23 protein-coding genes are annotated in these 22456 nt (G+C 65.7%); 7 read left to right on the top strand and 16 right to left on the bottom strand.

From position 1 onward, the window contains the following. Positions 1-138: 138 nt before the first annotated feature. Genes E0501_RS04860 through E0501_RS04845 form a run of 4 tightly spaced genes read right to left on the bottom strand, consistent with a single transcriptional unit; the run spans position 139 to position 2771 of the window. Positions 139-984 (bottom strand): ATP-binding protein, encoded by an 846-nt coding sequence (locus E0501_RS04860; RefSeq protein WP_137700204.1) that lies wholly within the window; start codon positions 982-984, stop codon positions 139-141. Next, positions 981-1964, bottom strand: coding sequence for a twin-arginine translocase subunit TatC (tatC, locus tag E0501_RS04855; RefSeq protein ID WP_137700203.1), 984 nt, complete (start codon positions 1962-1964; stop codon positions 981-983). The genes E0501_RS04860 and tatC overlap by 4 nt, the downstream gene beginning before the upstream one ends. After that, complete coding sequence (gene tatB / locus E0501_RS04850) at positions 1961-2548, bottom strand: Sec-independent protein translocase protein TatB (protein WP_137700202.1); 588 nt, start codon at positions 2546-2548, stop codon at positions 1961-1963. The genes tatC and tatB overlap by 4 nt, the downstream gene beginning before the upstream one ends. Before the next feature lie 7 nt (positions 2549-2555). Continuing rightward, entirely contained in the window at positions 2556-2771 is a 216-nt protein-coding gene (locus tag E0501_RS04845; RefSeq protein ID WP_137700201.1) for a twin-arginine translocase TatA/TatE family subunit, read from the bottom strand. A 208-nt stretch (positions 2772-2979) separates the two neighbouring features. Here E0501_RS04845 and cobA point away from each other — a divergent pair, with 208 nt between their 5' ends. The 3 genes from cobA to E0501_RS04830 are packed head-to-tail and all read left to right on the top strand — an operon-like array spanning position 2980 to position 6420. After that, positions 2980-3834: a uroporphyrinogen-III C-methyltransferase gene (gene cobA / locus E0501_RS04840; RefSeq protein WP_137700200.1), complete on the top strand. Its 855-nt coding sequence runs from the start codon at positions 2980-2982 to the stop codon at positions 3832-3834. After that, positions 3831-5153: a cobyrinate a,c-diamide synthase gene (locus E0501_RS04835; protein ID WP_137700199.1), complete on the top strand. Its 1323-nt coding sequence runs from the start codon at positions 3831-3833 to the stop codon at positions 5151-5153. The genes cobA and E0501_RS04835 overlap by 4 nt, the downstream gene beginning before the upstream one ends. Before the next feature lie 40 nt (positions 5154-5193). Beyond that, the gene (locus tag E0501_RS04830) at positions 5194-6420 is read left to right on the top strand and encodes an MFS transporter (protein WP_137700198.1); all 1227 of its coding nucleotides are present in this window, start codon (positions 5194-5196) and stop codon (positions 6418-6420) included. A 36-nt stretch (positions 6421-6456) separates the two neighbouring features. Here the strand turns inward: E0501_RS04830 and E0501_RS04825 are convergent, their stop codons facing one another. The 4 genes from E0501_RS04825 to cysS form a co-directional block, all read right to left on the bottom strand. Next, complete coding sequence (locus E0501_RS04825) at positions 6457-7221, bottom strand: phytoene/squalene synthase family protein (protein ID WP_137700197.1); 765 nt, start codon at positions 7219-7221, stop codon at positions 6457-6459. Next, positions 7218-7928, bottom strand: a complete 711-nt coding sequence (locus tag E0501_RS04820) for a class I SAM-dependent methyltransferase (RefSeq protein WP_137700196.1) — start codon at positions 7926-7928, stop codon at positions 7218-7220. Before E0501_RS04820 ends, E0501_RS04825 begins: the two co-directional genes overlap by 4 nt. Position 7929: 1 nt before the next feature. After that, positions 7930-9540, bottom strand: coding sequence for a citramalate synthase (cimA, locus tag E0501_RS04815; RefSeq protein WP_137700195.1), 1611 nt, complete (start codon positions 9538-9540; stop codon positions 7930-7932). Positions 9541-9730: 190 nt separating this feature from the next. After that, the gene (gene cysS / locus E0501_RS04810) at positions 9731-11125 is read right to left on the bottom strand and encodes a cysteine--tRNA ligase (protein ID WP_137700194.1); all 1395 of its coding nucleotides are present in this window, start codon (positions 11123-11125) and stop codon (positions 9731-9733) included. A 174-nt stretch (positions 11126-11299) separates the two neighbouring features. On the opposite strand from cysS, the gene E0501_RS04805 reads away from it, so the two are divergent. The 4 genes from E0501_RS04805 to E0501_RS04790 all read left to right on the top strand — a co-directional run bounded on the left by E0501_RS04805 (position 11300) and on the right by E0501_RS04790 (position 15540). After that, complete coding sequence (locus E0501_RS04805) at positions 11300-11650, top strand: MmcQ/YjbR family DNA-binding protein (protein ID WP_137700193.1); 351 nt, start codon at positions 11300-11302, stop codon at positions 11648-11650. Between the two features lie 52 nt (positions 11651-11702). Beyond that, entirely contained in the window at positions 11703-12872 is a 1170-nt protein-coding gene (locus tag E0501_RS04800; protein WP_137700192.1) for a pyridoxal phosphate-dependent aminotransferase, read from the top strand. Positions 12873-12935: 63 nt separating this feature from the next. Continuing rightward, positions 12936-13775 (top strand): TPM domain-containing protein, encoded by an 840-nt coding sequence (locus E0501_RS04795; RefSeq protein WP_137700191.1) that lies wholly within the window; start codon positions 12936-12938, stop codon positions 13773-13775. Positions 13776-14001: 226 nt separating this feature from the next. Next, positions 14002-15540, top strand: coding sequence for a trimethylamine methyltransferase family protein (locus E0501_RS04790; RefSeq protein ID WP_137700190.1), 1539 nt, complete (start codon positions 14002-14004; stop codon positions 15538-15540). A gap of 7 nt (positions 15541-15547) precedes the next feature. Here E0501_RS04790 and E0501_RS04785 read toward each other — a convergent pair whose 3' ends face one another. The 8 genes from E0501_RS04785 to E0501_RS04750 all read right to left on the bottom strand — a co-directional run bounded on the left by E0501_RS04785 (position 15548) and on the right by E0501_RS04750 (position 22432). Further along, the gene (locus tag E0501_RS04785; RefSeq protein WP_137700189.1) at positions 15548-15910 is read right to left on the bottom strand and encodes a hypothetical protein; all 363 of its coding nucleotides are present in this window, start codon (positions 15908-15910) and stop codon (positions 15548-15550) included. A 31-nt stretch (positions 15911-15941) separates the two neighbouring features. Then, entirely contained in the window at positions 15942-16973 is a 1032-nt protein-coding gene (locus E0501_RS04780) for an endonuclease/exonuclease/phosphatase family protein (protein WP_137700188.1), read from the bottom strand. 6 nt (positions 16974-16979) lie between these two features. Further along, positions 16980-17660, bottom strand: a complete 681-nt coding sequence (locus E0501_RS04775) for a molecular chaperone DjiA (RefSeq protein ID WP_137700187.1) — start codon at positions 17658-17660, stop codon at positions 16980-16982. Between the two features lie 54 nt (positions 17661-17714). Next, entirely contained in the window at positions 17715-18191 is a 477-nt protein-coding gene (locus E0501_RS04770; RefSeq protein ID WP_137700186.1) for a GNAT family N-acetyltransferase, read from the bottom strand. Beyond that, positions 18188-18802 carry a VOC family protein gene (locus E0501_RS04765; RefSeq protein ID WP_137700185.1) on the bottom strand — a complete coding sequence of 205 codons (615 nt, stop codon included), beginning with the start codon at positions 18800-18802 and terminating at the stop codon, positions 18188-18190. Before E0501_RS04765 ends, E0501_RS04770 begins: the two co-directional genes overlap by 4 nt. Positions 18803-18812: 10 nt before the next feature. Continuing rightward, positions 18813-19298 (bottom strand): MAPEG family protein, encoded by a 486-nt coding sequence (locus E0501_RS04760; RefSeq protein WP_137700184.1) that lies wholly within the window; start codon positions 19296-19298, stop codon positions 18813-18815. Between the two features lie 100 nt (positions 19299-19398). Next, positions 19399-21528, bottom strand: a complete 2130-nt coding sequence (gene scpA, locus E0501_RS04755) for a methylmalonyl-CoA mutase (protein WP_137700183.1) — start codon at positions 21526-21528, stop codon at positions 19399-19401. Further along, on the bottom strand, positions 21491-22432 hold the full coding sequence (locus E0501_RS04750) for a hypothetical protein (protein WP_137700182.1): 942 nt from the start codon (positions 22430-22432) through the stop codon (positions 21491-21493). Before E0501_RS04750 ends, scpA begins: the two co-directional genes overlap by 38 nt. Between the last annotated feature and the right edge of the window lie 24 nt (positions 22433-22456).

Genomic DNA, 22456 nt, shown 5'->3' with positions numbered 1-22456 from the left:
AACGCCGCCGGGAGCGCGCGAAATCAGGGGGTGACATGCGTGCACCCCCCGGCTGACATCCGGCTGCCGGGGAAACTTTACCATGTCTTAACGCTTTCGGTTAACCGGGCGTACGGTACCGAGGTGCCCCGGGCCGTTTCAACCCAGCCTGACGCCCTTGCGGCCCGCGAGATCGGTCACGTATTGCCACGCCACCCGGCCCGAGCGAGCGCCGCGGGTGGCCTGCCACTCGATCGCTTCGGCGCGCAGGTCCTCGTCGGAAATCTGGATGCCGTAATGGTCGCAATAGCCGCGGATCATCGACAGGTATTCGTCCTGGCTACAGGGGTGGAAGCCCAGCCACAGGCCGAACCGATCCGACAGCGAGACCTTCTCCTCGACCGCCTCGGACGGATTGATGGCGGAAGACCGCTCATTCTCGATCATGTCACGGGGCATCAGGTGGCGGCGGTTCGAGGTGGCGTAGAACACCACGTTTTCCGGCCGACCTTCGATGCCACCATCGAGCACGGCCTTGAGCGACTTGTAGTGCTGGTCGTCATGGCTGAACGACAGGTCATCACAGAAGAGCAGGAAACGCATCTGAGGCGCCGAGCGCAGGATGTTGAGCAGACGGCCCACCGAGGGCAGGTCTTCGCGCTGCAACTCGACGATCTTCAATGGCAGCTCCTGCGCCACGACAGCGCCGTGCACCGCCTTGACCAGCGAGGATTTCCCCATCCCGCGCGAGCCCCAGAGAAGCGCGTTGTTGGCCGGCAGGCCACGGGCGAATTGCATGGTATTGGCCAGCAGCGTATCGCGCGAGCGATCGACGCCCACCAGCAACCCCAGATCGACGCGCGAAATGCGCGGCACGGGTTCCAGCCGGTCGGGCTCTACATGCCAGAGAAAGGCATCGGCCGCGTCGAAATCGGGCGCGTCGAGCGGCGCGGGCGACATCCGTTCCAGCGCCGCTGCAATCCGCTTCAGGGCCTTCTTGCTCATTTGGTCTTGTCCACCATGCCCGGGTCTTCGTCGTCTTCGTCATTGGCGTCGAACTCATCGAGGAGCGGATCCTCGAATTCGTCGCCCTCGCCGTAGACATCCTCGGAGAGGTCGGCCTCTTCTTCGGCCTCGGTCTCGTCATCGTCCTCGAACCACAGGCCCTGGGCCCTGAGCTCGGCTTCGCGTTTCTTTTCGACGCGGCGAACGAGGAAGATCGAGACCTCGTAAAGGCCGTAGACCACGATGAAGAGGATGACTTGGGTGATGACATCGGGCGGTGTAACCAAAGCGGCCAGGATCAGGATCGCGACGACGGCGTATTTGCGCACGTTGGCCAGCCCCTCGGAGCTGACCAGCCCGGCCTTGCCCATCAGCGTGAGCAGAACGGGAAGCTGGAAACACAGGCCGAAAGCGACGATGAACTTGATCGTCAGGCGCAGGTATTCCTGGGCGGAGCCCTGGAAGGCGATACCGGCGGTGGTGTTGGATTCCACGCCCCCTTCGGAGACAAGCGTGCCTTCCTGCTGGAAGCCAAGGAAGAAGTCGAAGGCGAGCGGCGTGACCACGTAGAAGGCAAAAGCCGCGCCTAGGAAAAACATGAAGGGCGAGGCCACGAGGAACGGCAGGAAAGCGTTCTTTTCGGACTTGTAGAGGCCCGGCGCCACGAAGCGCCACATCTGGTAGGAGATGTAGGGAAAGCTGAGCACCAGCCCGCCCAGGAGCGAGATGGAGATGGCGACGAAAAAGCCCTCTTGCAGCTTGATGAGGATCAGGCCGCAATCATCGCCCATGGCGCCACGCGCATCGCAAAGCGGCTGGGTGAGAAAATTGAAGATCGGGTTCCAGACCGAAAAGCAGATCACCATGCCGATGATGAAGGCGATGACCGAGCGGATGAGCCTGTCACGCAATTCGGCGAGGTGCTCGATCAACGGGGCCGAGCTGTCGTCGATCTCTTCATGCGCGTCTTGCTGGCTCATGATTTGGATCCGGTCGATTTGGACGTTGTTTTCTTGGCCGCGGGTTTCGCCGCGGTCTTCTTAGCCGCCGGTTTCTTCGCCGCCGGCTTCTTCGCGGCGGTCGATTTGGTCGCGGCCGACTTGCTGGCAGGCTTCTTGGCTGCCGGCTTTTTCGCGGCCGGTTTCTCGGCCGGCTTGTCAGCGGCTTCGGCCGCCTCGCGCGCGGCGCGGGCTTCCTCGGCCTGGCGGGCGGCGGCCTTGTTGGCGGCGGCTTCCTGGATCTTGCGCTTGGCGTCCTGGCGCTCGGCGGCGAGCTTGGCGGTTTCGCTGTCGGGATCCCACTTGGCGAAATCGGTGGCGTCCTTGACCGCGTCGAGGCCCATCTTCTTGGGGTCCGCGAGCGAGCGCAGGGAGTTCGCCGTATCCTTCATGCCGGATTCGTCGGCCGCCTCTTCCATGGCGCGGCTGAACTCGCGCGCCATGCCGCGGGCCTTGCCCACGAATTCACCCACCTTGCGGAACAGGATGGGCAGATCCTTGGGACCCACGACAATCAGCGCGACGATGCCGATGAGCAGAAGCTCGGTCCAGCCGAGGTCGAACATCTAGGGCTCAGACCTTGTCTTTTTCGTCTTCGGGGGTGACGTCCTTGGCGGCGTCGGCAGCCTGGTTCTCAAGCTCTTCGGTGCCGTCTTTCACGCCCTTCTTGAACGCGGTGATGCCTTTGCCGACCTCGCCCATCAGCGAGCTGATCTTGCCACGGCCAAACAGCACGAGCACGACGACGGCGATGAGCAGGAGGCCGGGAAGGCCGATATTGTTGAGCATGTGTTCTCTCCCTACTCCGGGGCTGGAGTGACAGCCTCGGTGACTTGCTGCTTTGCTATCTAGTCGCTTGCTGGCCGGGATGAAAGACGCAATAGGCCAAGATGAGCAGGATTTGGGCAATTTTCTTAGCCCGGGAATGTCGCGTTTGGGGGCCGACTGCGCGCTTTGCCGCCTTTTCACGGCGGGCGAAAGGGATGATAACGGCGCCATGAGCGATTCACCTGTGCCCCTGCCCGATCATGACTGGCCCGACATGGCGCCGGGCTGGGTGTGGCTGTGCGGCGCAGGCCCGGGCGATCCGGGGCTGCTGACGCTGCACGCGCTCAACGCGCTGCGCCAGGCCGATATCGTGATCTACGACGCACTGGTGGACGAGGCGATCCTGCGCTGGGCGCCGCAGGCCGAGCATGAATATGCCGGCAAGCGCGGCGGCAAGCCTTCGGCCAGGCAGCGTGACATTTCCCTGCGGCTGGTGGAGCTTGCGCGGGCGGGCAAGAAGGTGCTGCGGCTGAAAGGCGGCGATCCTTACGTGTTCGGGCGCGGCGGGGAAGAGGCGCAGACGCTCATCCAGCATGGCGTGCCGGTGCGGATCATCCCCGGCATCAGCGCGGGCATCGGCGGGCTGGCCTATGCCGGCATCCCGGTGACGCATCGCGATGTGAACCAGGCGGTGACCTTCGTCACCGGCCATGACCAGTCGGGCAACACGCCTGCCTCGCTCGACTGGGGGGCGCTGGCGAAGGGGGCTCAGGTTCTGGTGATCTACATGGGCATGAAACATGCCGCGCGCATTGCCGAGGCGCTGATGGAGGGCGGACGCAGCCGCGACGAGCCGGTGGCGGTGGTGGCGCAGGCCACGACGCCCGAGCAGAAGGTGCTGGAAACCACGCTGGGCCGGATGGCCGCGGACATCGAGGCCAGCGGTTTCGAACCGCCGGCGATACTGTGCGTGGGCCGCGCCGTGCTGATGCGGCAGGTGCTGGACTGGCAGGCGCTGATGCGGGGCGAGGCACCGCGCGACCTGGACCCGCTGGGCCGAGGGCGCCCCGCCGAGCAGGCATGAGCCGCGCTGTTCTGATCGCGGCCACCGGATCGGGTGCGGGCAAAACGACGATCACACTGGGCCTGTTGCGCGCGCTGACGCGGATGGGCCGCAATGTCCGCTCGGCCAAGATCGGCCCCGATTACATCGACCCGCGCTTTCACGAGGCGGCCACCGGCCGGCCCTGCCCCAACCTCGACCCCTGGGCGATGCAGGACGGGCGTCTTGCCGCGCTGCTGGCGGGCGACGCGCCGCTGGTCATCGAAGGGGCGATGGGGCTGTTTGACGGCGCCGGCGCCACGCAGGTGGGCTCGGCCGCCGACCTGGCGGCGCGGTTCGGCATTCCCATCGTCCTGATCGTCGATTGCGCCAGAACCGCCGCCAGCGTCGCGGCGCAGGTGCTGGGCTTTGCCACGCTGGATACCCGGCTGCGCATCAAGGGCTTGATCCTGAACAACGTGGGCTCGGACCGGCACGAGGCGATCCTGCGGGCGGTGATGGCGCGCCCGGCGGCGGGGCGCGCCCTGCCCCCGGTGCTGGGCGTGGTGCGCCGCGATCCGCGCCTCGCCCATCCCAGCCGCCACCTGGGGCTGGTGCAGGCCGGGGAACGCGCCGACCTGGAGAGCTGGCTGAACCAGGTGGCCGACATCCTGGAACGCGGGCTTGACCTTGACGCGATTGCCGAGGGCGGACCGCTGGACCTGACCGCACAAAGCTATTCGCCGATCGCGCCGCTGGGCCAGCGCATCGCGGTGGCGCAGGACGAGGCGTTTGCCTTTGCCTATCCGCACCTGATGGACGATTGGCGGGCGGCGGGCGCCGAACTCCTGCCGTTTTCGCCGCTCAATGACGACCCGGCGCCCGATGCGGACGCGGTGTTTCTGCCGGGCGGCTATCCCGAGCTGCATGCCGGGCGGATCGCCGGCAACGAAAGCTTCCTAAACAGCCTGAGAAATGCCGCTCAATCCATTGAAATATATGGAGAATGTGGCGGCTACATGGTTCTGGGCGACGGACTGACCGATGCCGAGGGCACCCGGCATGAAATGGCCGGGCTGTTGCGGCTGGAAACCTCGTTCGCGACGCGCAAACTGCACCTGGGCTATCGCCACCTGAAGGCGTTGGGCGGGCCGTTTGCGGGGCGCTATGCGGCGCATGAGTTCCACTATTCCACCGAGCTTTCGGCGCGTGGTGCGCCGCTTTTTGCTGCGCGGGATGCGGATGGCAAGGACCTGGGGGAAATCGGGCTGCGCGAGGGGCGCGTCTGCGGGTCATATGCGCATCTGATCGACCGGGCGACGGACGGGGCCGGCCCACCCGCCGATGATGTGACGCAATGACCATCTGGACGGCATCCCCGCTTCACAGTAAGCCGCCTGCATGACAGACGCAGCAACACAGCCCCATGACGACACCCGCGCCAAGCGCAATGTCGTGATCCTTGTTCTGGCGCAGGCCATCCTGGGCGCACAGATGCCGATGATTTTCACCATCGGCGGGCTGGCCGGCCAGTCGCTGGCGACCAATGCCTGTTTCGCCACGCTGCCGATCTCGCTTATCGTTCTGGGTTCGATGCTGGCGGCGACGCCGGTGTCGGGGATCATGCAGAAGTTCGGCCGGCGCACCGGGTTTTTCGTGGGCGCGGGTTTCGGGGCGCTGGGCGGCGTCGTCGGGGCCTATGGCCTTTACCAGGCGTCCTTTCCAATTTTCCTGGCCGGGTCTCTTCTGACCGGGGTCTACATGTCGGCGCACGGGTTTTACCGCTTTGCCGCCGCCGATACCGCCAGCGATTCGTTCCGGCCGAAGGCGATTTCCTATGTCATGGCGGGCGGCCTGGCCTCGGCCATCATCGGGCCGCAGATCGTGAAGGTGACGGCGGATGCGATGGTGATCCCGTTCATGGGCACCTACATGGCGGTGATCCTGACCAATGTACTGGGCTCGGCGCTGTTTCTGTTCCTCGACATCCCGAAACCGCCCGTCCCGAAAGAGGGCGAACCCAAGGGGCGTACACGCAAGGAACTGATCGCAACGCCGATCATCGCCGTGTCGGTGATCTGTGCGATGGTGTCCTATGCGCTGATGAACCTGGTGATGACATCGACGCCGCTCGCCGTGGTGGGCTGCGGCTTCGAGACCGGCACGGCCGCCGACATCGTGAGCGCGCATGTGCTGGCCATGTATATCCCCAGCTTTTTCACCGGCCACCTGATCGCGCGGTTCGGGGTAAAGACCATCGTCGCGACCGGGCTGGTGATCCTGGCGGGCGCCGGGGCCGTGGCACTGCAGGGCGTGGCGCTGGAAAACTTCTATATCGCGCTGATCCTGCTGGGGATCGGATGGAACTTCGGCTTCATCGGGGCGACGACGATGCTGGCCGCATCGCACGCGCCGGAAGAGCGTGGCCGGATGCAGGGGATGAACGACCTGATCGTCTTTGGCGGTGTGACCGTGGCCTCGCTGGCGAGCGGTGGATTGATGAACTGCTCGGGCGGGGATGCGATGGCGGGCTGGGCCAGCGTGAACCTGGCGATGGCGCCGTTCCTGATGCTGGCCGGCGGCGCATTGATCTGGATGTGGTTCCGGCGCGAAGACGAATACGTCTGAGATCGCCAGCAAGCGACCGCCAGGCTTGGTAAGCGGCTACCAACGGCCAGTCAGAGCGGCTTTCATGAGATCGAGCCTTTCGCGGAACGGGCTGACGGCGAGGCCGCCATCTCGAATGCGCGCGGGGGCCTTGCGTGCCCTGCGCAGGATGCGCGCCGCACCGGCCAGCGGCAGGAAGGCGGGCCGCGCAGCCGCAGGGATACTGGCCCGGCGCGCGTTTTCGAGATGCGCGAGCCCTGTTTCGGCCAGCGCCGTGAGCGCCGCGTCGCTGTCATCGGGCAGCGGGCGGCGGCCTGCCGCCGTCAGCGCCGGCACCGCGAGAAACCAGTTGGCCAGTCCGAGCGCCAGCCCGGCCTCGCGCGCGGGGGCCTCGGCGCCCGGGCCCAGAAGGCCAGCGGCGGTTTCCATCAACCGCCCCGACGTATCGGCTATATGGGCCATCAATGCCGCTGAGGTCTCGAACGGATCATTGTAGATGTCCCAGCTGCGCGCCTCGACCAGCGGGACGAGCGCGCGGGCCTGGTCGGGTGCCAGGTGCATCGCCAGCGGCACGACGACCTCGTGCCGGCGCACCACGCCGTCGGCGGCGATTTCGTTCAGGGCGTCGATCCACCATTGCAGGCGGATCTCTGCGATGCCCGGCTCGGCCGTGACCCAAGGCGCGCGCGAAACCTCGACGTTCAGGGCGTAGAGCGGGAAGAGTTTTTCGCGGGCGGGCACGGGGGCGGCCATGGTGGCGCGAAAGCGGTGCGGATCGCCCCGGGCAACGATTTCGGCGCAGGCGGCGATATCGTCACTCATGCCGGGCGCACCACGCAGAGGAGATAGCCGAAGTCGCGCCGGTGCGCGCGCCATGTGGCGAGCTCGGTTTCGGCGTCGTCCAGAACCGCGTTCAGGGCCGGATCGGCGTCGGGGCGCAGCGCGGCGATGCGGGTCTCCATCGGCTGGAAATAGGCCTCCCAGGCCGCGTCCGAGACCGGGCGGGTGGCCAGCAGATCATATCCCGCGGCTGCGACCTGGGCCTTGATGCCGGCCTCATCGGTGACGGGATAGCCTTCGAACAGGGTATCGACAGCGGCGGGCGGATCGGGGCGGAAGAGGCAGGCCTGCGAGAAGGCGATTGCGCCCCCCGGCGCCAGCGCGGCGCGCCAGCCGGAAAGCGCCTCGGTGACGCCGACGAAGTAGATGGCGCCGGCGCACCAGATGAAATCGAACGGGCCTTGGGCGGTCATAATGTCGGCTGCCTGCCCAGTGACCTGCGGATCGTCCGCAAAGCGCGCGTTCAGATCGTCGATGAAGGGCGCGTGGCTGTCGACGGCCAGGATGGTCGCCCCGGGCATGGCGGTGCGCAGGGCCGGCACGTCGCCGCCCGGGCCCGATCCTGCATCGAGCATGCGGGCGGCGCCGGAAGCGCCTACCTGCTCGACCGCCCAGGCAATTTCGTCGGGGTGGCCGGGGCCTTCGCGATCAAGCCCGCTGTGCAGCTTGAAGAAAGCCGTCATGTCCATCTCAGGCCCCGTCGCGCAGGAGTTTCCAGTCGATCGCGTCTAGGAGCGCGTCGAAGGAGGCATCGACGATGTTGGCGCTGACGCCGACGGTGGACCAGCGTCGCCCCTGCCCGTCCTGGCTGTCGATGATGACGCGGGTCACGGCTTCGGTGCCGCCCTGGGTGATGCGCACCTTGAAATCGACGAGATGCATATCGTCGATCGCCTGCTGGTAGCGGCCAAGGTCCTTGCCCAGCGCCTTGGCGAGCGCGTTCACCGGGCCGCGGTCGGAGCCGGACTCGTCAAGGCTTTCGGAGACCGAGAGCTTCTTCTCGCCGTCGACCTTCACGACCACGACCGCCTCGGAGAGCGAGACCATGCGGTTGTACTTGTTCTTACGGCGTTCGACGGTGACCTTGTAGCGCTTCACCTCGAAGAACTCGGGCATGAGGCCCAGTTCGCGCCGCGCCAGAAGTTCGAAACTGGCCTGCGCGCTGTCATAGGTATAACCCTCGGCCTCGCGCCGCTTGATTTCCTCAAGAATGCGGGCGAGCGCGGGATTGTCTTTCTCCACCTCAATCCCGGCCTCGGCCAGGCGGCGGCGCAGGTTCGACTGGCCGGCCTGGTTCGACATCGGGATGATGCGGGCGTTGCCCACCGCCTCGGGGTCGATATGCTCATAGGTGGTGGGATCCTTGAGGATGGCGCTGGCATGCAGCCCCGCCTTGTGCGCAAAGGCCGAGACCCCGACATAGGGCGCCTGGCGCATCGGCACGCGGTTGAGGATGTCATCGAGCTGGCGGCTGGCTTGGGTGAGCGTTTTCAGCGCATCATGGGTGATGCCGGTTTCAAACGCGCTGGCATAGGGTTCTTTCAGAAGAAGCGTCGGGATGAGCGTGGTCAGGTTGGCGTTGCCGCAGCGTTCGCCCAGCCCGTTCAAGGTGCCCTGCACCTGCCGCGCGCCCGCGTCGATGGCGGCCAGGCTGCCCGCGACGGCGTTTTCGGTGTCATTATGGGTGTGGATGCCAAGGTGGGTGCCGGGCACGCCAGCCTCGATCACCGCGCGGGTGATATCGTGGATCTCGGGCGGCAGGGTGCCGCCGTTGGTGTCGCACAGCACCACCCAGCGGGCGCCGGCCTGGTAGGCCGCGAGCGCACATTCCAGCGCATAAGGCGCGTTCGATTTGTAGCCGTCGAAGAAATGCTCGGCATCGAAAAGCGCCTCGCGCCCCTGCGCCACCATGTGCGCGACCGAGGCACGGATGTTTTCGAGATTTTCCTGAAGCGTGATGCCCAGCGCGGTTTCGACGTGGAAATCATGCGTCTTGCCGACAAGGCAGACGGCCGGCGTGGCGGCGTTCATCACCTCGGCCAGCACGTCATCGTTTTCGGCCGAGCGCCCGGCCCGCTTGGTCATGCCGAAGGCGGTGAAGGTGGCGCGGGTTTTCGGGGCCTCGGCGAAAAACTCGCTGTCGGTGGGGTTGGCGCCGGGCCAGCCGCCTTCGATGTAATCGACGCCCAGCGCATCGAGCGTCTTGGCGATCTGGTGCTTTTCCGGGGTCGAGAACTGCACGCCCTGTGTCTGCTGCCCGTCGCGCAGCGTGGTGTCGTAGATGTAGAGACGGTCAGTCATCGGTGCATTCCTTTGCCCGGGACGCTTGCGTCACGGGCAGCGCCCGGCCGCCCCGCTTGCGTTGCACAGTGCAGGTTTTCCTCCGGATCGCCTGCGATCCGGTTCGCCCCCGACCCGCCCCCCAGGGCGGGGGCGAATACGCCCCCACCCGCGGGCCGGGGGCAAACCTCTGTTTCGCGCGCTGGACGGGTCATTTCAGGGCCTCCAGCTTGGCGGGGTCGAAGTCCTTTTCCAGCGTCGCTTGCGGCCCATCCGGCCCTGCAACCAGTTTCACGCCAACAGCTTCGATTTGGCCTTTCAATTCGTCAGCCGCTTCGTAGTTCTTTTCATTACGAAACCGCTGCCAACGGTCCATCAATTCGCGAAGCAGCGGCTGTTCCAAACTGTGCCCGAAACTGGAAGCCACGCCTGACATCTTTGACGCCCTTTCCCGGAACCAATCGACATCTTCGGCATTTGGAAACCCAAGTAACTGCATAGTTGCCTTAAGTTGCGGGGCTGACATGTTGTTCATTTCAGACAGCACCAAGTGCGTGTTCAAATCGTCTGCGAGGGCAGCCAAAGCGCGAGACGGCACTATTGTGGAAGCGTCGACACCATCAGTTCTGCGAAACCACTGAGCAAGTTTCTTTTCAGCCTCGGCAGCCTTCTTCGCGGTCCAGTCCATCGGCTTGCGGTAGTGTGTCGACAGGAAGACGAAACGGATCACCTCGCCCGGCACCCCCTGCTCCAGCAGGTCATGCACGGTGAAGAAATTGCCCAGGGATTTGGACATCTTCTTGCCTTCAACCTGCAACATCTCGTTATGCATCCAGACATGGGCGAAATCGCCCTGCGGGTGGGCGCAGCAGCTTTGCGCGATTTCGTTTTCGTGGTGCGGGAACATCAGGTCGTTGCCGCCACCGTGGATGTCGAAGGATGCGCCCAGAAGCTCGTAGGACATGGCCGAGCATTCGATATGCCAGCCGGGGCGGCCGCGGCCCCAGGGGCTGTCCCAGCCGGGCAGATCGGGTGTGGAGGGTTTCCACAGCACGAAATCCATCGGGTTGCGCTTGTAGGGCGCGACCTCGACCCGGGCGCCGGCAATCATGTCATCGACCGAGCGGCCCGAGAGCGCTCCATAGTCCTTGTAGCTTTCGACCGAGAAGAGCACATGCCCCTCGGCCGCGTAGGCGTGGCCGCTTGCGATCAGGTCCTCGATCATGGCGATCATCTGCGGGATATACTGCGTCGCGCGGGGCATGTGCGTGGGCTCGAGCGCGCCGAGGGCGGCCATGTCATCGAGGAACCATTGCGTCGTCTCGGCGGTGATTTCGGAGATCGGGCGGCCGGACTGGGCGGCGCGCGCGTTGATCTTGTCATCCACGTCGGTGAAGTTGCGCACATAGGTCACGTGATCGGGCCCATAGACATGCCGCAGGAGCCGGAAGAGCGTGTCGAACACCACCACCGGACGTGCGTTGCCCAGATGCGCGCGGTCATAGACGGTGGGCCCGCAGACATACATCCGCACGTTCGACAGATCGATCGGCTGGAAGGTTTCCTTGGTCCGGGTCCGGGTGTTGTAGAGTTTAATCTCGGTCATGTTGCCCTCACGCGCGCGGCCTCGCGGCGGGCTTAGCAACTTCGATCTTGGATGGAAACAGAAGAACGGCCCGCCTGACGATGTCAGCCGATAATGCAGCAGGTAATGATGCAGGTTCCGTTCATGGGCATGACATTACGTGATAGGCTGTTCCCTGCCAAGAGGGAGAGTGCCATGAGCCGCGACATCGTGAACCGCATCTGCGCCGGCTTTCCCGGCGCGGAATGCTCGGCCCCGTTCGGGCCGGGGCATGACGTGTGGAAAGTGGGTGGCAAGATTTTCGCCGCGGTCGGCGCGAAGGGCGAAGGCGTGTCGCTCAAATGCCCCGACGTGGAGACCGCGCAGATGCTGATCGAGGCGGGCGTGGGCGTGAAGGCGCCCTATTTCCACCGCTCCTGGGTGAACCTGCCCTTCGAGAGCTTCGACGAGGCCGAGGCGCGCCACCGGCTGGGCGTGGCCTATGACACGATCCGCGCCGGTCTGCCGCAGAAGGCGCAAGCCGCCCTGCCCGCGCGACCGGATTGACATTCCCGCGCCAGCGCGGTGCCTTGCCCGCAGGATTGCAGGAGGGAATCGCATGGCTTTGTCGAAACGCATCACCACGCTGACGCCGGACGGCTCGGGCGGGTGGGATCTGTTCTTCAAGGCCCGCGCGATGAAGGCCGCGGGCGAGCCGGTGGTCGAACTGACCATCGGTGAGCATGATATCGGCACCGACTTGTCGATCCTGGATGAAATGCACCGCGCGGCGGCGGCGGGGCATACGGGTTATGCCGATATTCCCGGCATTCCGGCGCTGCGCGACGAGATCGCGGCGCGGGTCGAAGCCGCCAGTGGCGTGAAGACGACCCGTGACAATGTGCTGGTGACACCCGGCGGGCAATCGGGCCTTTTCGCAGCGCATATGGCGCTGACCGATCCGGGACAAAGGGCGCTGTTCATCGATCCCTATTATGCCACCTATCCCGGCACGATCCGGGCGGCGGGCGCGATCCCCTGCCCCGTGGCGGCGCGGCCCGAGGCGGGCTTTCAGCCCGACGCGGGCGATATCGACGCGGTGGCCGAGGGCGCCGCGACGCTGATGATCAACACGCCCAACAACCCGACCGGGGTGGTCTATGCCCGCGAAACGCTGGAGGGCATCGCCGGGGTGGCGCAGGCACGTGATTTCTGGGTGATCTCGGACGAGGTCTATGACACCCAGATCTGGGCGGGGCAGCACCTGTCGATCCGCGCCATCCCGGGGATGGCGGCGCGCACGCTGGTCGTGGGCTCGATGTCGAAAAGCCATGCGATGACGGGCAGCCGGATCGGCTGGGTCGTGGGGCCCGAAGAGGCGATCCGCCACATGATCAACCTTTCGACCCACACCACCTATGGCGTGGCGGGCTATATCCAGGAGGCGGCGCTGTTCGCGTTGCGGCAGGGCGCAGGGTTCGAGGCCGGGGTGGCCGCGCCCTTCCAGCGGCGGCGCGAGATCGCGCTGAAGGTGCTGGAGGGGCAGAACGCGGTGCGCGCGGTGCGCCCCGAAGGCGCGATGTACCTGATGCTGGATATCCGCGCGACGGGGATGAGCGGCACGGGCTTCGCCGAGAAACTGCTGGAGGAGCGGCGCATCGCGGTGATGCCCGGCGAGAGCTTTGGCGCGGCGGCGGCAGGGCATGTCCGGGTGGCGATGACGATCGAGGATACGCGTTTCGAGACCGCGCTGCGTGATGTGGTGGATTTCGCGGGCGCACAAATCTGATTGCCCGGCGGCGCCTGCCGCGCCTATCCTTCGATCAGGAATTTTCTGACCGAGAGATAGATCATGAAACGTATTCTGACCGCGCTGTGGCTGGTGCTGGCCGTGCCTGCCCTGGCCTTTGCGCAGACTTATCCCGACCCTGAAACGATCACCGTCAACGATTTCGCCGGGCTTCTGCCCCCCGAGGCCGAGGCCGAGATCGGTGCAGACCTGGACAGCCTGCGTGCCGATACCGGCATCGAATTCACCGTCGTGACGCTGTCGCGCAAGGAGCCCTTCGCCCCCGACCAGGACCTTGAAACCTTTGCCGCGGGGCTTTTCGATCAGTGGGGCATCGGCGACGCGGATCGCAATGACGGCATTCTTCTGCTGGTCCTGCATGGCGACCGCGAGGTGCGGCTGGAGTTGGGCAAGGGATACAACAACGAATGGAACCGCCAGGCGCGCGACGTGATCGACCGCGCGGTGCTGCCGGCGTTCCGCGAAGACCGTTACGAGGCCGGAATCCGCGCGGGAGTGACCCGCACGATCGAGACCATCGCCCGCCCCTTTCACGCCGGCGCCGCCCCGCCCGAGAGCAGCGGCGGCATTAGCGGTTGGTGGGCCAGCCTGCTTTTTGCGCCCTTCGTGCTGATGATCCTCTGGCGCAGCCTGAAGGACCGGATCACGGCGATGGGGCGCTGCCCGCAATGCGGCCAGCGCATGCTGTCGGTGACCCGCGAAACCATCATGGCCGCCACCCGCAACAGCGCCGGCCGGGGCCGCCGCGTCATCCGCTGCCAGAACTGCGACTATGCCCAGGAGAACGAATATTCGATTTCCCGGCTGGGATCGTCGAAATCGTCCTCCTCGGGGTTCAGCGGCGGCAGCTCGGGGGGCGGTGGTGCCTCGGGGCGGTGGTAGCGCAAAGGTCTGAAAACGACAGAATGTCGCAGGCGGGTTAGACGCCACGCGCCAGCCCGCAAAACTGGGCCCCATGTTGACGGAAGGGGCCTGGATGCAAGATCCCGCCTGTATGATTTCGCTGGTCACGCGCACCATCGGTGCAGAGCGTGGCCGTGCGGCACGGGGACGGCCGGGCGGTGTTCGCAACTGACCCTGTTTCGAACACCTTCAAGGACTTTACCACATGACAACACGCACCCTACGCCGCAGCGGCGGCCGCACCGCCCGCCGCGCCGCCCGGCAGGCCCCGCTGAGCGAGGCCATTCGCCCGATCCGCCCCGGGCTGGAAGGCGGGCTCTATCGCCCGCTGAGCGAAGCGGATGAAACCCGCATCCACCGCGCCGCGTTGCAGGCACTGGAAGAGATCGGCCTGGCCGATGCGCCGCAATCCGGCATCGAGGTGATGACCGCGGCCGGTGCCGTATTGGGCAATGACGGGCGTCTGCGGTTTTCGCCCGCGCTGGTCGAGGACATGCTGGCCAAGGCCGCCCGCGACATCACGCTGTTTGGCCGCGATCCGGCGCATGACCTGACGCTGTCGGGCGCGCGGGTGCATTATGGCACCGCCGGAGCGGCGGTGAGCATGGTGGATGTCGAAGGCCGCAACTATCGCCACAGCACGGCGCAGGACCTGTTCGATGCCGCCCGTATCACCGACCGGCTGGACAATATCCATTTCCTGCAACGCCCGATGGTCTGCCGCGATATCGAGGACAATCGGGACATGGACCTGAACACGGTCTATGCCTGCTGCGCCGGCACGACGAAGCATGTGGGCACCTCGTTCACCGAGGCCGATCACGTGGATGACGCGTTGGAGATGCTGCACATGATCGCTGGCGGCGAGGATGCCTGGCGGGCGCGGCCCTTCGTGTCGAACTCGAACTGTTTTGTCGTGCCGCCGATGAAATTCGCCACCGAAAGCTGCCTTGTGATGGAGCGGGTAATCGCGGGCGGCATGCCCGTTCTGCTGCTAAGCGCGGGCATGGCAGGCGCGACCGCACCGTCGACCGTGGCGGGCGCGATCGTGCAGGCGGTGGCCGAGTGCCTGGCGGGCGTGATCTATGTGAACGCGATAAAACCCGGCCACCCGGCGATTTTCGGCACCTGGCCCTTTGGCCTGGACCTGCGCACCGGCGCGATGACCGGCGGATCGGGGGAGCAGGCGCTGCTGACCGCAGGCTGTGCGCAGATGCACCGGTTCTATGGCCTGCCCGGCGGCGCCGCGGCCGGGATTGCCGACAGCAAACTGCCCGACATGCAGGCCGGGTGGGAGCAGATGTGCTCGAACGTGATGGCGGGGCTGGCGGGGCTCAACATGGTTTACGAGGCCGCGGGCATGCATGCTTCGCTTCTGGGCTTCTGCCACGAAAGCCTGATCCTAGGCGATGACCTGATCGGCCAGGCGCTGCGCTGCGTGCGCGGGATCGAGGTGGATGACGAAACCCTGGCGCTGGACCAGATGCGCGAGGTCTGCCTGGGCGGATCGGGCCATTACCTGGGCACCGGCGCGACACTGGCGCGGATGCAGGCCGATCACGTCTATCCCAGCCTTGGCGACCGGACATCGCCCAAGGAGTGGGAGGAAAAGGGCAAGCCGGACCTGATCGGCAAGGCCACAGCACGCAAAGAGGCGATCCTGGCCGAACCGTCGGCGGCGCGGTTCGACCCGATGCTTGACCGGGCGATCCGGGAAAGGTTCAGGATTCACCTGCCAGGATAGGCGCGGCTCAGAGCTCGATCTCTTCGCCGTCCTGCTTTTCCATCTCGCGTTCCAGCGGGGTCTTGCGGCGAATGATGATATCGCCGTTGGGCAGGATTTCGGGCGGATGATAGGCGGTGAAATCGTCGATCTTTTCCATCAACTCGCCCAGCGCCGGGCCCATCTGTTCGACGAATTGCCTGAGGCCCGGCTCGATCTCCTCGGAGAACTTCTTGAGATCGTCGAGCGCGGGCTCCATTTCCCGCATGATGCCCCGCATGAAAAGCTTCGCGCCCTCCTCCATCAGCGAAAAGCCGTCATCTTCGGCTTCTTGCGCGTGAAGGGGTGCGACGAGAATAGCAGCACAGGTGATGAGAGCGATTTTCCTCATGTTCCTAATATAGTCATTCCGGGTCATAAATTTAAGACGGCAGATCGAGATCGAGCGTGACCGGGAAGTGATCGGAGGCGGTAATCAGCGCCTCGCGCAGCTCCGGCACATGCCAGCAATCGGGATCGTCGAACGGATGCCAGATCCGCCAGCGCGGCGCATGGCTGCGCAGATCGGGCGACACCATGATGTAGTCCAGCAGCGCCTGCAGATAGCGATGATGATCGGCGATGTAGAACCGCGCCGAGGTGGGTTGGGCCCCGATCAGGCGTTGCAGCGCCAGGCGCGCATGCGGGTCATAGAGCGGGATACCGTCATGTTCACCCAGCACGATCTCGACCGAGGAGCGGCCGAAGAGGCCCTCGTACTCATCGAGCCCCGGACCGTCGTTGAGATCGCCCAGCACGATGAGTGGCGTGCCCTCCTCGAGGTGTTCCTCGACCCGGCGGCGCAGCCAGATCGCCTGGGCCAGCTGCTTGCGCCGGTTCTGGATCGCCGCGCGCATGATCGCATCCTTGCCGCGCGCGCCATGCGGGGCCTTGGATTTCAGATGCGCGCCAATGAGGCGGAAGGCGAAGCCGTCCGCCGTCTGCGCCGCCACCTCGAGCGGGGGCTTGGAAAAGCGCACCAGGTCCTCGGTTGCGTCGATATCGAGGTCAATGCGGAAGACGCTGTCGAAGCGCGGCGCACCGCGGGCGCCCTTCTTGCCGGTCGCGTCGCCCTGCGGGTCGTGCCGGACGCTCAGCACATCCGGATCGTACATCAGGGCGATTTCCTGCTGGGTATCGTTTTCGAAGCCGACCAGCGCGCGGCGCGCCCGCAGGTCGAAGGCGCGGGCGAACTCTTCGAGCGCCGGGACGGTGTTGCGTGTGCCGTTATGGTCGGGCGCCTCGATCACCATCACCGCGTCGGCATCCATGGCGGCAAAGACCACGCCCAGCGCCTCGATCTGCCGGGCCCTCGTAACGTCCTGCCGGCCCGACCAGCCATCATCCATCAGAAGATGGCCGTCGTCGTCAAAGAGGTTGTTGAACCATTCGACATTGTAGGTGGCGATGCGCATGGCGGCTCAGGCCCTTTCCTTCCGGATCTCCTCCCAGGCGTGGTTGATGGCGATCATCCGCTTCTCGGCCAGTTTCATCGCCTCTTCGGGCAGGCCGCGCGCCAGCAGCCGGTCCGGGTGGCTTTCGCGCACCTGGGTGCGCCAGGCCTCGCGAATGCTGTCGAGCGGCGCGTCATGGGCCACGCCCAGCACGTCGTAGGGGTCGGGCTCGACATCCTGCACGAAACGTGCGCGCAGCCTGCGGAACTTGGCCTCGGGCAGGCCGAAAATGCCGGCGACACGGGCCAGGAACTCGTCCTCGTTGGGGTGATAGGTACCGTCGGCCATGGCGATATAGAACAGCCCCTCCATCAGGTCGCACAGCGTTTCCGAGCCGTCCCCGAACATCGCGCGGATCTTTCTGGCGTAATCCTCGTAGCCGGCCACGTCCTGCCGGGCGAGGTTGAACACTTTGGCCGCACCCGCCGTGTCCTCTTCCGCGATCTGGAACACCTCGCGGAAGGCGGTGACCTCGTCGCGCGTCACCTGGCCGTCGGCCTTGGCCATTTTAGCGCCCAGCGCGATCACCGCGATGGTAAAGGCGACCGAGCGCTCGGGCGGCGTGCGCAGATGCTCGAACACCGCCGAAAGGGGTTCACCCTTGGCCAGCGCGGAAACAGCGGCCGTGATACGGGACCAGATCGACATGGGCGCACCCTACCCGCTCCGCCCGGCCCTGTCAGGGCGCAAACTGCGCCCGGGTCAGAGAATTTTCTGCATCAGGACCAGATCGAGCCAGTTGCCCCACTTGTGCCCAACCTCGCGGATCGTACCGCAGGTCTCGAACCCCAGACGGGCGTGGAACGCGACCGAGCCGGGGTTCGCGCCGCTGATCCCGGCCATCAGCACATGCACGCCTTCACTGCGCGCGGCGTCCTCGAGCGCATTCATCAGGGCGCGGCCCACGCCGCGGCCGCGCGCGCCGGGGCCCAGCTGAATGGTCAGTTCGCGCGCATGGGCATAGCCGGGGCCGTTGCGGAAGGTGCCATAGGTGGCAAACCCCAGCACCTCGCCCGCCTCCTCAGCCACGAGGAAGCCCGGCGCGCGCTCGGCCATCATCGCCACTAGCCCGGCTTCGGTCTTTTCCTCGGTAGTAAACGTGATCGTGGTGTCGCGGATGATGTGGTTCCAGATCGCGGCGATACCCGGGGCATCGCGCGGCTCGGCCGGGCGGATCACTCCAGGACCCGCCTGCCCAAGGGTGTCGAGAACTCGGCACGCAGCGCCTTCTCGCCCGCTTCGATTACGATCCGCGCATCCGACAGGAGCGGTTCGAGCACGCGGGTCAGCCGTTCAGCCTCGGGGTTGGTGATGACCAGCCGCTCCAGCCGCACGCCGGTGGGCGCAAGCCGGGTGGACGGGTGCGGCGTGTCCCCCCAGGAAATCACCGCCGGGAACCCGCCGGACACCGGCAAATGCCCCTCTTCGCCCGCGGCCATTTTCCAGGTCAGGTCGTCGCGGCGCTGATCCAGCGGCGCGCCCATACCATCGGGCGCAAGCGCCAGCGCCGCGTCGATATCCCCGGTCTGGCAGATCCAGTTGGTCAGCCGCGGCGGTCCGGAGAAATCGTCCAGGTCGAACCAGCGGCGGCGCCCCGGGTCAGGCGCGTCGGGGTCGATCGCGATGACCTCGAGATAAACGCCGTCCTCGAGCCCCATCAGGTAATTGTAGGTGCCGAAATTCACATGCTTGCCACCGGCCTGCATCGGCACGCCCAGCGTCGCCTCGACATAGGCGCGCCCCTCTTCGAGGTCGGTGCAGGCCACGGCCAGGTGATCGAGTTTCAGCATCAACGCCCCCTCATGTTGCCCATTTCAGCACGGCCCACAGCGTGGCGAGAACCGTCGGATAGAATGTTGCGCCAAAGCCCACCGACTTGACAAGCGGCGAGACATGGTAGCCCAGCCAGTAGACCAGCCGCGCGAGCGCGAAGCTGATCCCCATCCACAAAACAACGAACCCGCCCAGCGTCAGCGCCGCGAAGGGCCAGAGCACGATGGCCACGACGAGCTGTTCCAACGTGTTCGAAAGCGCGCGTTGATCGATCTCGGCGCGCGAGCCGGGATGCAGCGCGCCGCCCGCGATCACCGAAGAATCGAACAGCCGCCTGAGCGCGATCATCGACACCATCGCCAGTAGCACGAGACCGCCGGGCATCAGCGCGGTGATCATCACGGTGTTGAGCGGCATGAAGGGCGCCGACATAGTCATCGGCAGCCAGACCACGGTGACCGCCCAGGCCAGACCGATCACCTGGCCCAGAATGATCTTTGCACGGATCGACATGCCCCCTCCTTCATCTTGCTGCAAATATCCTCGGGGGGGGGTGGTGCAAATTGCAAGGGCAATTTGCACCAGGGGGGGCAGACAGCCCCCCCCTGCCCGCTTATCCGCGCGCGGCGCGGATCAGATCGAGGATTTCCTGCGCGGCATGCGGGATGTTGGTGCCGGGACCGAAGATCGCCTTGACGCCCGCCTTTTTCAGGAACTCGTAATCCTGCTGCGGGATCACCCCTCCACAGATCACGATAATGTCCTCGGCATCCTTCTTCTTCAGCTCTTCGATCAGCTGCGGCGCCAGCGTCTTGTGGCCCGCGGCCTGGCTGGAAATGCCGACAACATGCACATCGTTGTCGATGGCGTCCTGCGCGGCCTCTTCCGGTGTCTGGAAAAGCGGACCGACATCGACATCGAAACCGATATCGGCAAAGGCCGTGGCAATCACCTTGGCGCCGCGGTCATGGCCGTCCTGGCCCATCTTGACGACCAGGAGCCGCGGGCGGCGGCCTTCTTCCTCGGCAAACGCCTCGATCGATTTCTGGATCGCGGCAAAGCCCTCGTCGCCCTCGTAGGCGGCGCCGTAGACGCCGGCCAGGGTTTTCACCTCGGCACGGTGGCGGCCGAATTCCTTTTCCAAGCTCATGCTGATTTCCCCCACGGAGGCCCGGGCGCGGGCGGCTTCGACCGCCGCTTCGAGCAGGTTGCCGCCGTCCTTGGCGCGGCGTGTCAGTTCGTCGAGAGCGGCCTGGCAGGCGGCCTCGTCGCGTTCGGCGCGGATTTTCTCCAGCCGGGCGATCTGGCCCTCGCGCACTTTCTGGTTGTCGATATCGAGGATGTCGATCGGATCCTCGGTCTCGCGGCGGTACTTGTTGACGCCGACGATCACCTCGTCTCCACGGTCGATCATCGCCTGGCGGGTGGCGGCGGATTCCTCGATCCTGAGCTTGGGCATGCCGGATTCGACGGCCTTGGTCATGCCGCCCATCTCTTCGACCTCTTCCATCAGCGCCCAAGCCTTCTCGGCCAGCTCGTTGGTCAGGCTCTCGACATAGTAGGAGCCGGCCAGCGGATCGACGACATTGGTGATGCCGGTTTCCTCCTGCAGGATCAGCTGGGTGTTGCGGGCGATGCGGGCCGAGAACTCGGTCGGCAGGGCGATCGCCTCGTCGAGCGCATTGGTGTGCAGCGACTGCGTGCCGCCCAGCGCCGCCGCCATCGCCTCATAGGCGGTGCGGATGACGTTGTTGTAGGGGTCCTGCTCCTGCAGGCTGACACCGCTGGTCTGGCAATGGGTGCGCAGCATTTTGGAGCGTTCGTTCTTGGCGCCGAACTCGGTCATCACGCGGTGCCACAAGAGGCGCGCGGCGCGCAGCTTGGCCGCCTCCATGAAGAAATTCATGCCGATGGCAAAGAAGAACGACAGGCGGCCAGCGAACTTGTCAACGTCCATGCCGGCATTGATCGCCGCGCGCACGTATTCGCGCCCATCGGCCAGGGTATAGGCCAGCTCCTGCACCAAGTTCGCGCCGGCCTCCTGCATGTGATAGCCGGAAATCGAGATCGAGTTGAATTTCGGCATCTCGTTCGAGGTGTATTCGATGATGTCCGAAATGATCCGCATCGAGGGTTCGGGCGGATAGATATAGGTGTTGCGCACCATGAACTCTTTCAGAATGTCGTTCTGGATGGTGCCCGAGAGAACGCTGCGGTCATGGCCCTGCTCTTCGCCGGTGACGATGAAGCTGGCCAGGATCGGGATCACCGCGCCGTTCATCGTCATCGAGACCGACACCTTGTCGAGCGGAATGCCGTCGAACAGGATCTTCATGTCCTCGACGCTGTCGATGGCGACGCCGGCCTTGCCCACGTCGCCCACCACGCGGGGGTGATCGCTGTCATAGCCGCGGTGCGTGGCCAGGTCGAAGGCAACCGAAACGCCCTGCTGCCCGGCGGCCAGCGCCTTGCGGTAGAAGGCGTTCGACTCTTCGGCGGTGGAAAAGCCCGCATATTGCCGGATCGTCCAAGGCCGGCCGGCATACATCGTCGCCTTCACGCCGCGGGTGAAGGGCTCTGCCCCCGGCAGGCTGCCCATATGCGGCAGGTCCGCGGTATCGGCCTCGGTATAGAGCGGTTTGACCGCGATCCCTTCCAGCGTGTTCCAGGTCAGATCGTCGAGCGGGCGCCCGCGAAGCTCTTTCTCAGCCAGCGCGCGCCATGCGTCCGTCTTGTCCGTCATCCTTTTGTCCTCTTGTCTTGGTCCCGTCCGGCAGGTTGGTCCCGCCTTGGTCCGGGTTCGCTTCCTCGATCAGTTTTGCGGTGCCGTCTGCCCCGGCGCGCAGCCAGAACATGTCATCGGCATGGGTTTCGCGCAGCGCGGCCAGCTGCGCCGCGTCGAACGGGGCCCAACGGCCCGTGCCCGAGGGCAGGGTCTCGGCGTTTTCGCCGCGCGCGGCCAGCAGGCGGCGCAGTTCGGGCAGGTCCGGCGCGCGGTTGAGCCAGAGCCGCGCCGCGTTCATCGGTGGCTCGATCCCGCCACCCACCATGTGCCACAGCCGCCGCTCGGGCCGGCCGGCCAGATCTTCGTGACTGTGCAGCTGGATCTCGGCATCCGGGAAGGCCGCCGCCGTCTCCTCGACCAGGTTGCGCCAGCTGCGGCGCGTCTGCGCCAGCCGGTCGAGATCGCCTGGCGTGGGCAAGGGGCGCCCCCGCCCGACGCCGAAGGCCAGAGCCGAGGTCCAGTACGCGTCCAGACCGCGCAGCGAAAGCACAACGCGCGCCACCCGACCGTCGAAGGCGTCGGCATAACGCGCCAGCCGCGCGCCCGCATCGCGGTAGAACATCCGCTGGCGCAGGTTGCGGCGCACGCTGCCCAGCATGTTTTCATCGCTGATGACAAGATGGCGAAGACCGGATTTCGCCGCCCTGCCGCAGCGCCGCGCGATCCGGCGGCGCGCCTGGTCCGGTTGCGCCGCGCCTGCCCCGTCGGGCTGGATACCGCTGAGCAGGCCGTCATCGCGGGTTCTGCGCGGGCCGACAAACCCGATCCCCTGATCGCGCAGCGCGTGCAGGTTGGCGCGCAGGTAGTGTTGAAGCGTGGTGGATGCGGTGCGATGCGCCCCGATATGCAGGATGACGTCCATGATGGCAGCGGCCTTGTGAATGAG

The organism is Marimonas lutisalis (genome assembly GCF_005434965.1).
Classification (GTDB): Bacteria; Pseudomonadota; Alphaproteobacteria; order Rhodobacterales; family Rhodobacteraceae; genus Marimonas_A; species Marimonas_A lutisalis.
This window is presented reverse-complemented; position numbering and strand designations above follow the sequence as displayed.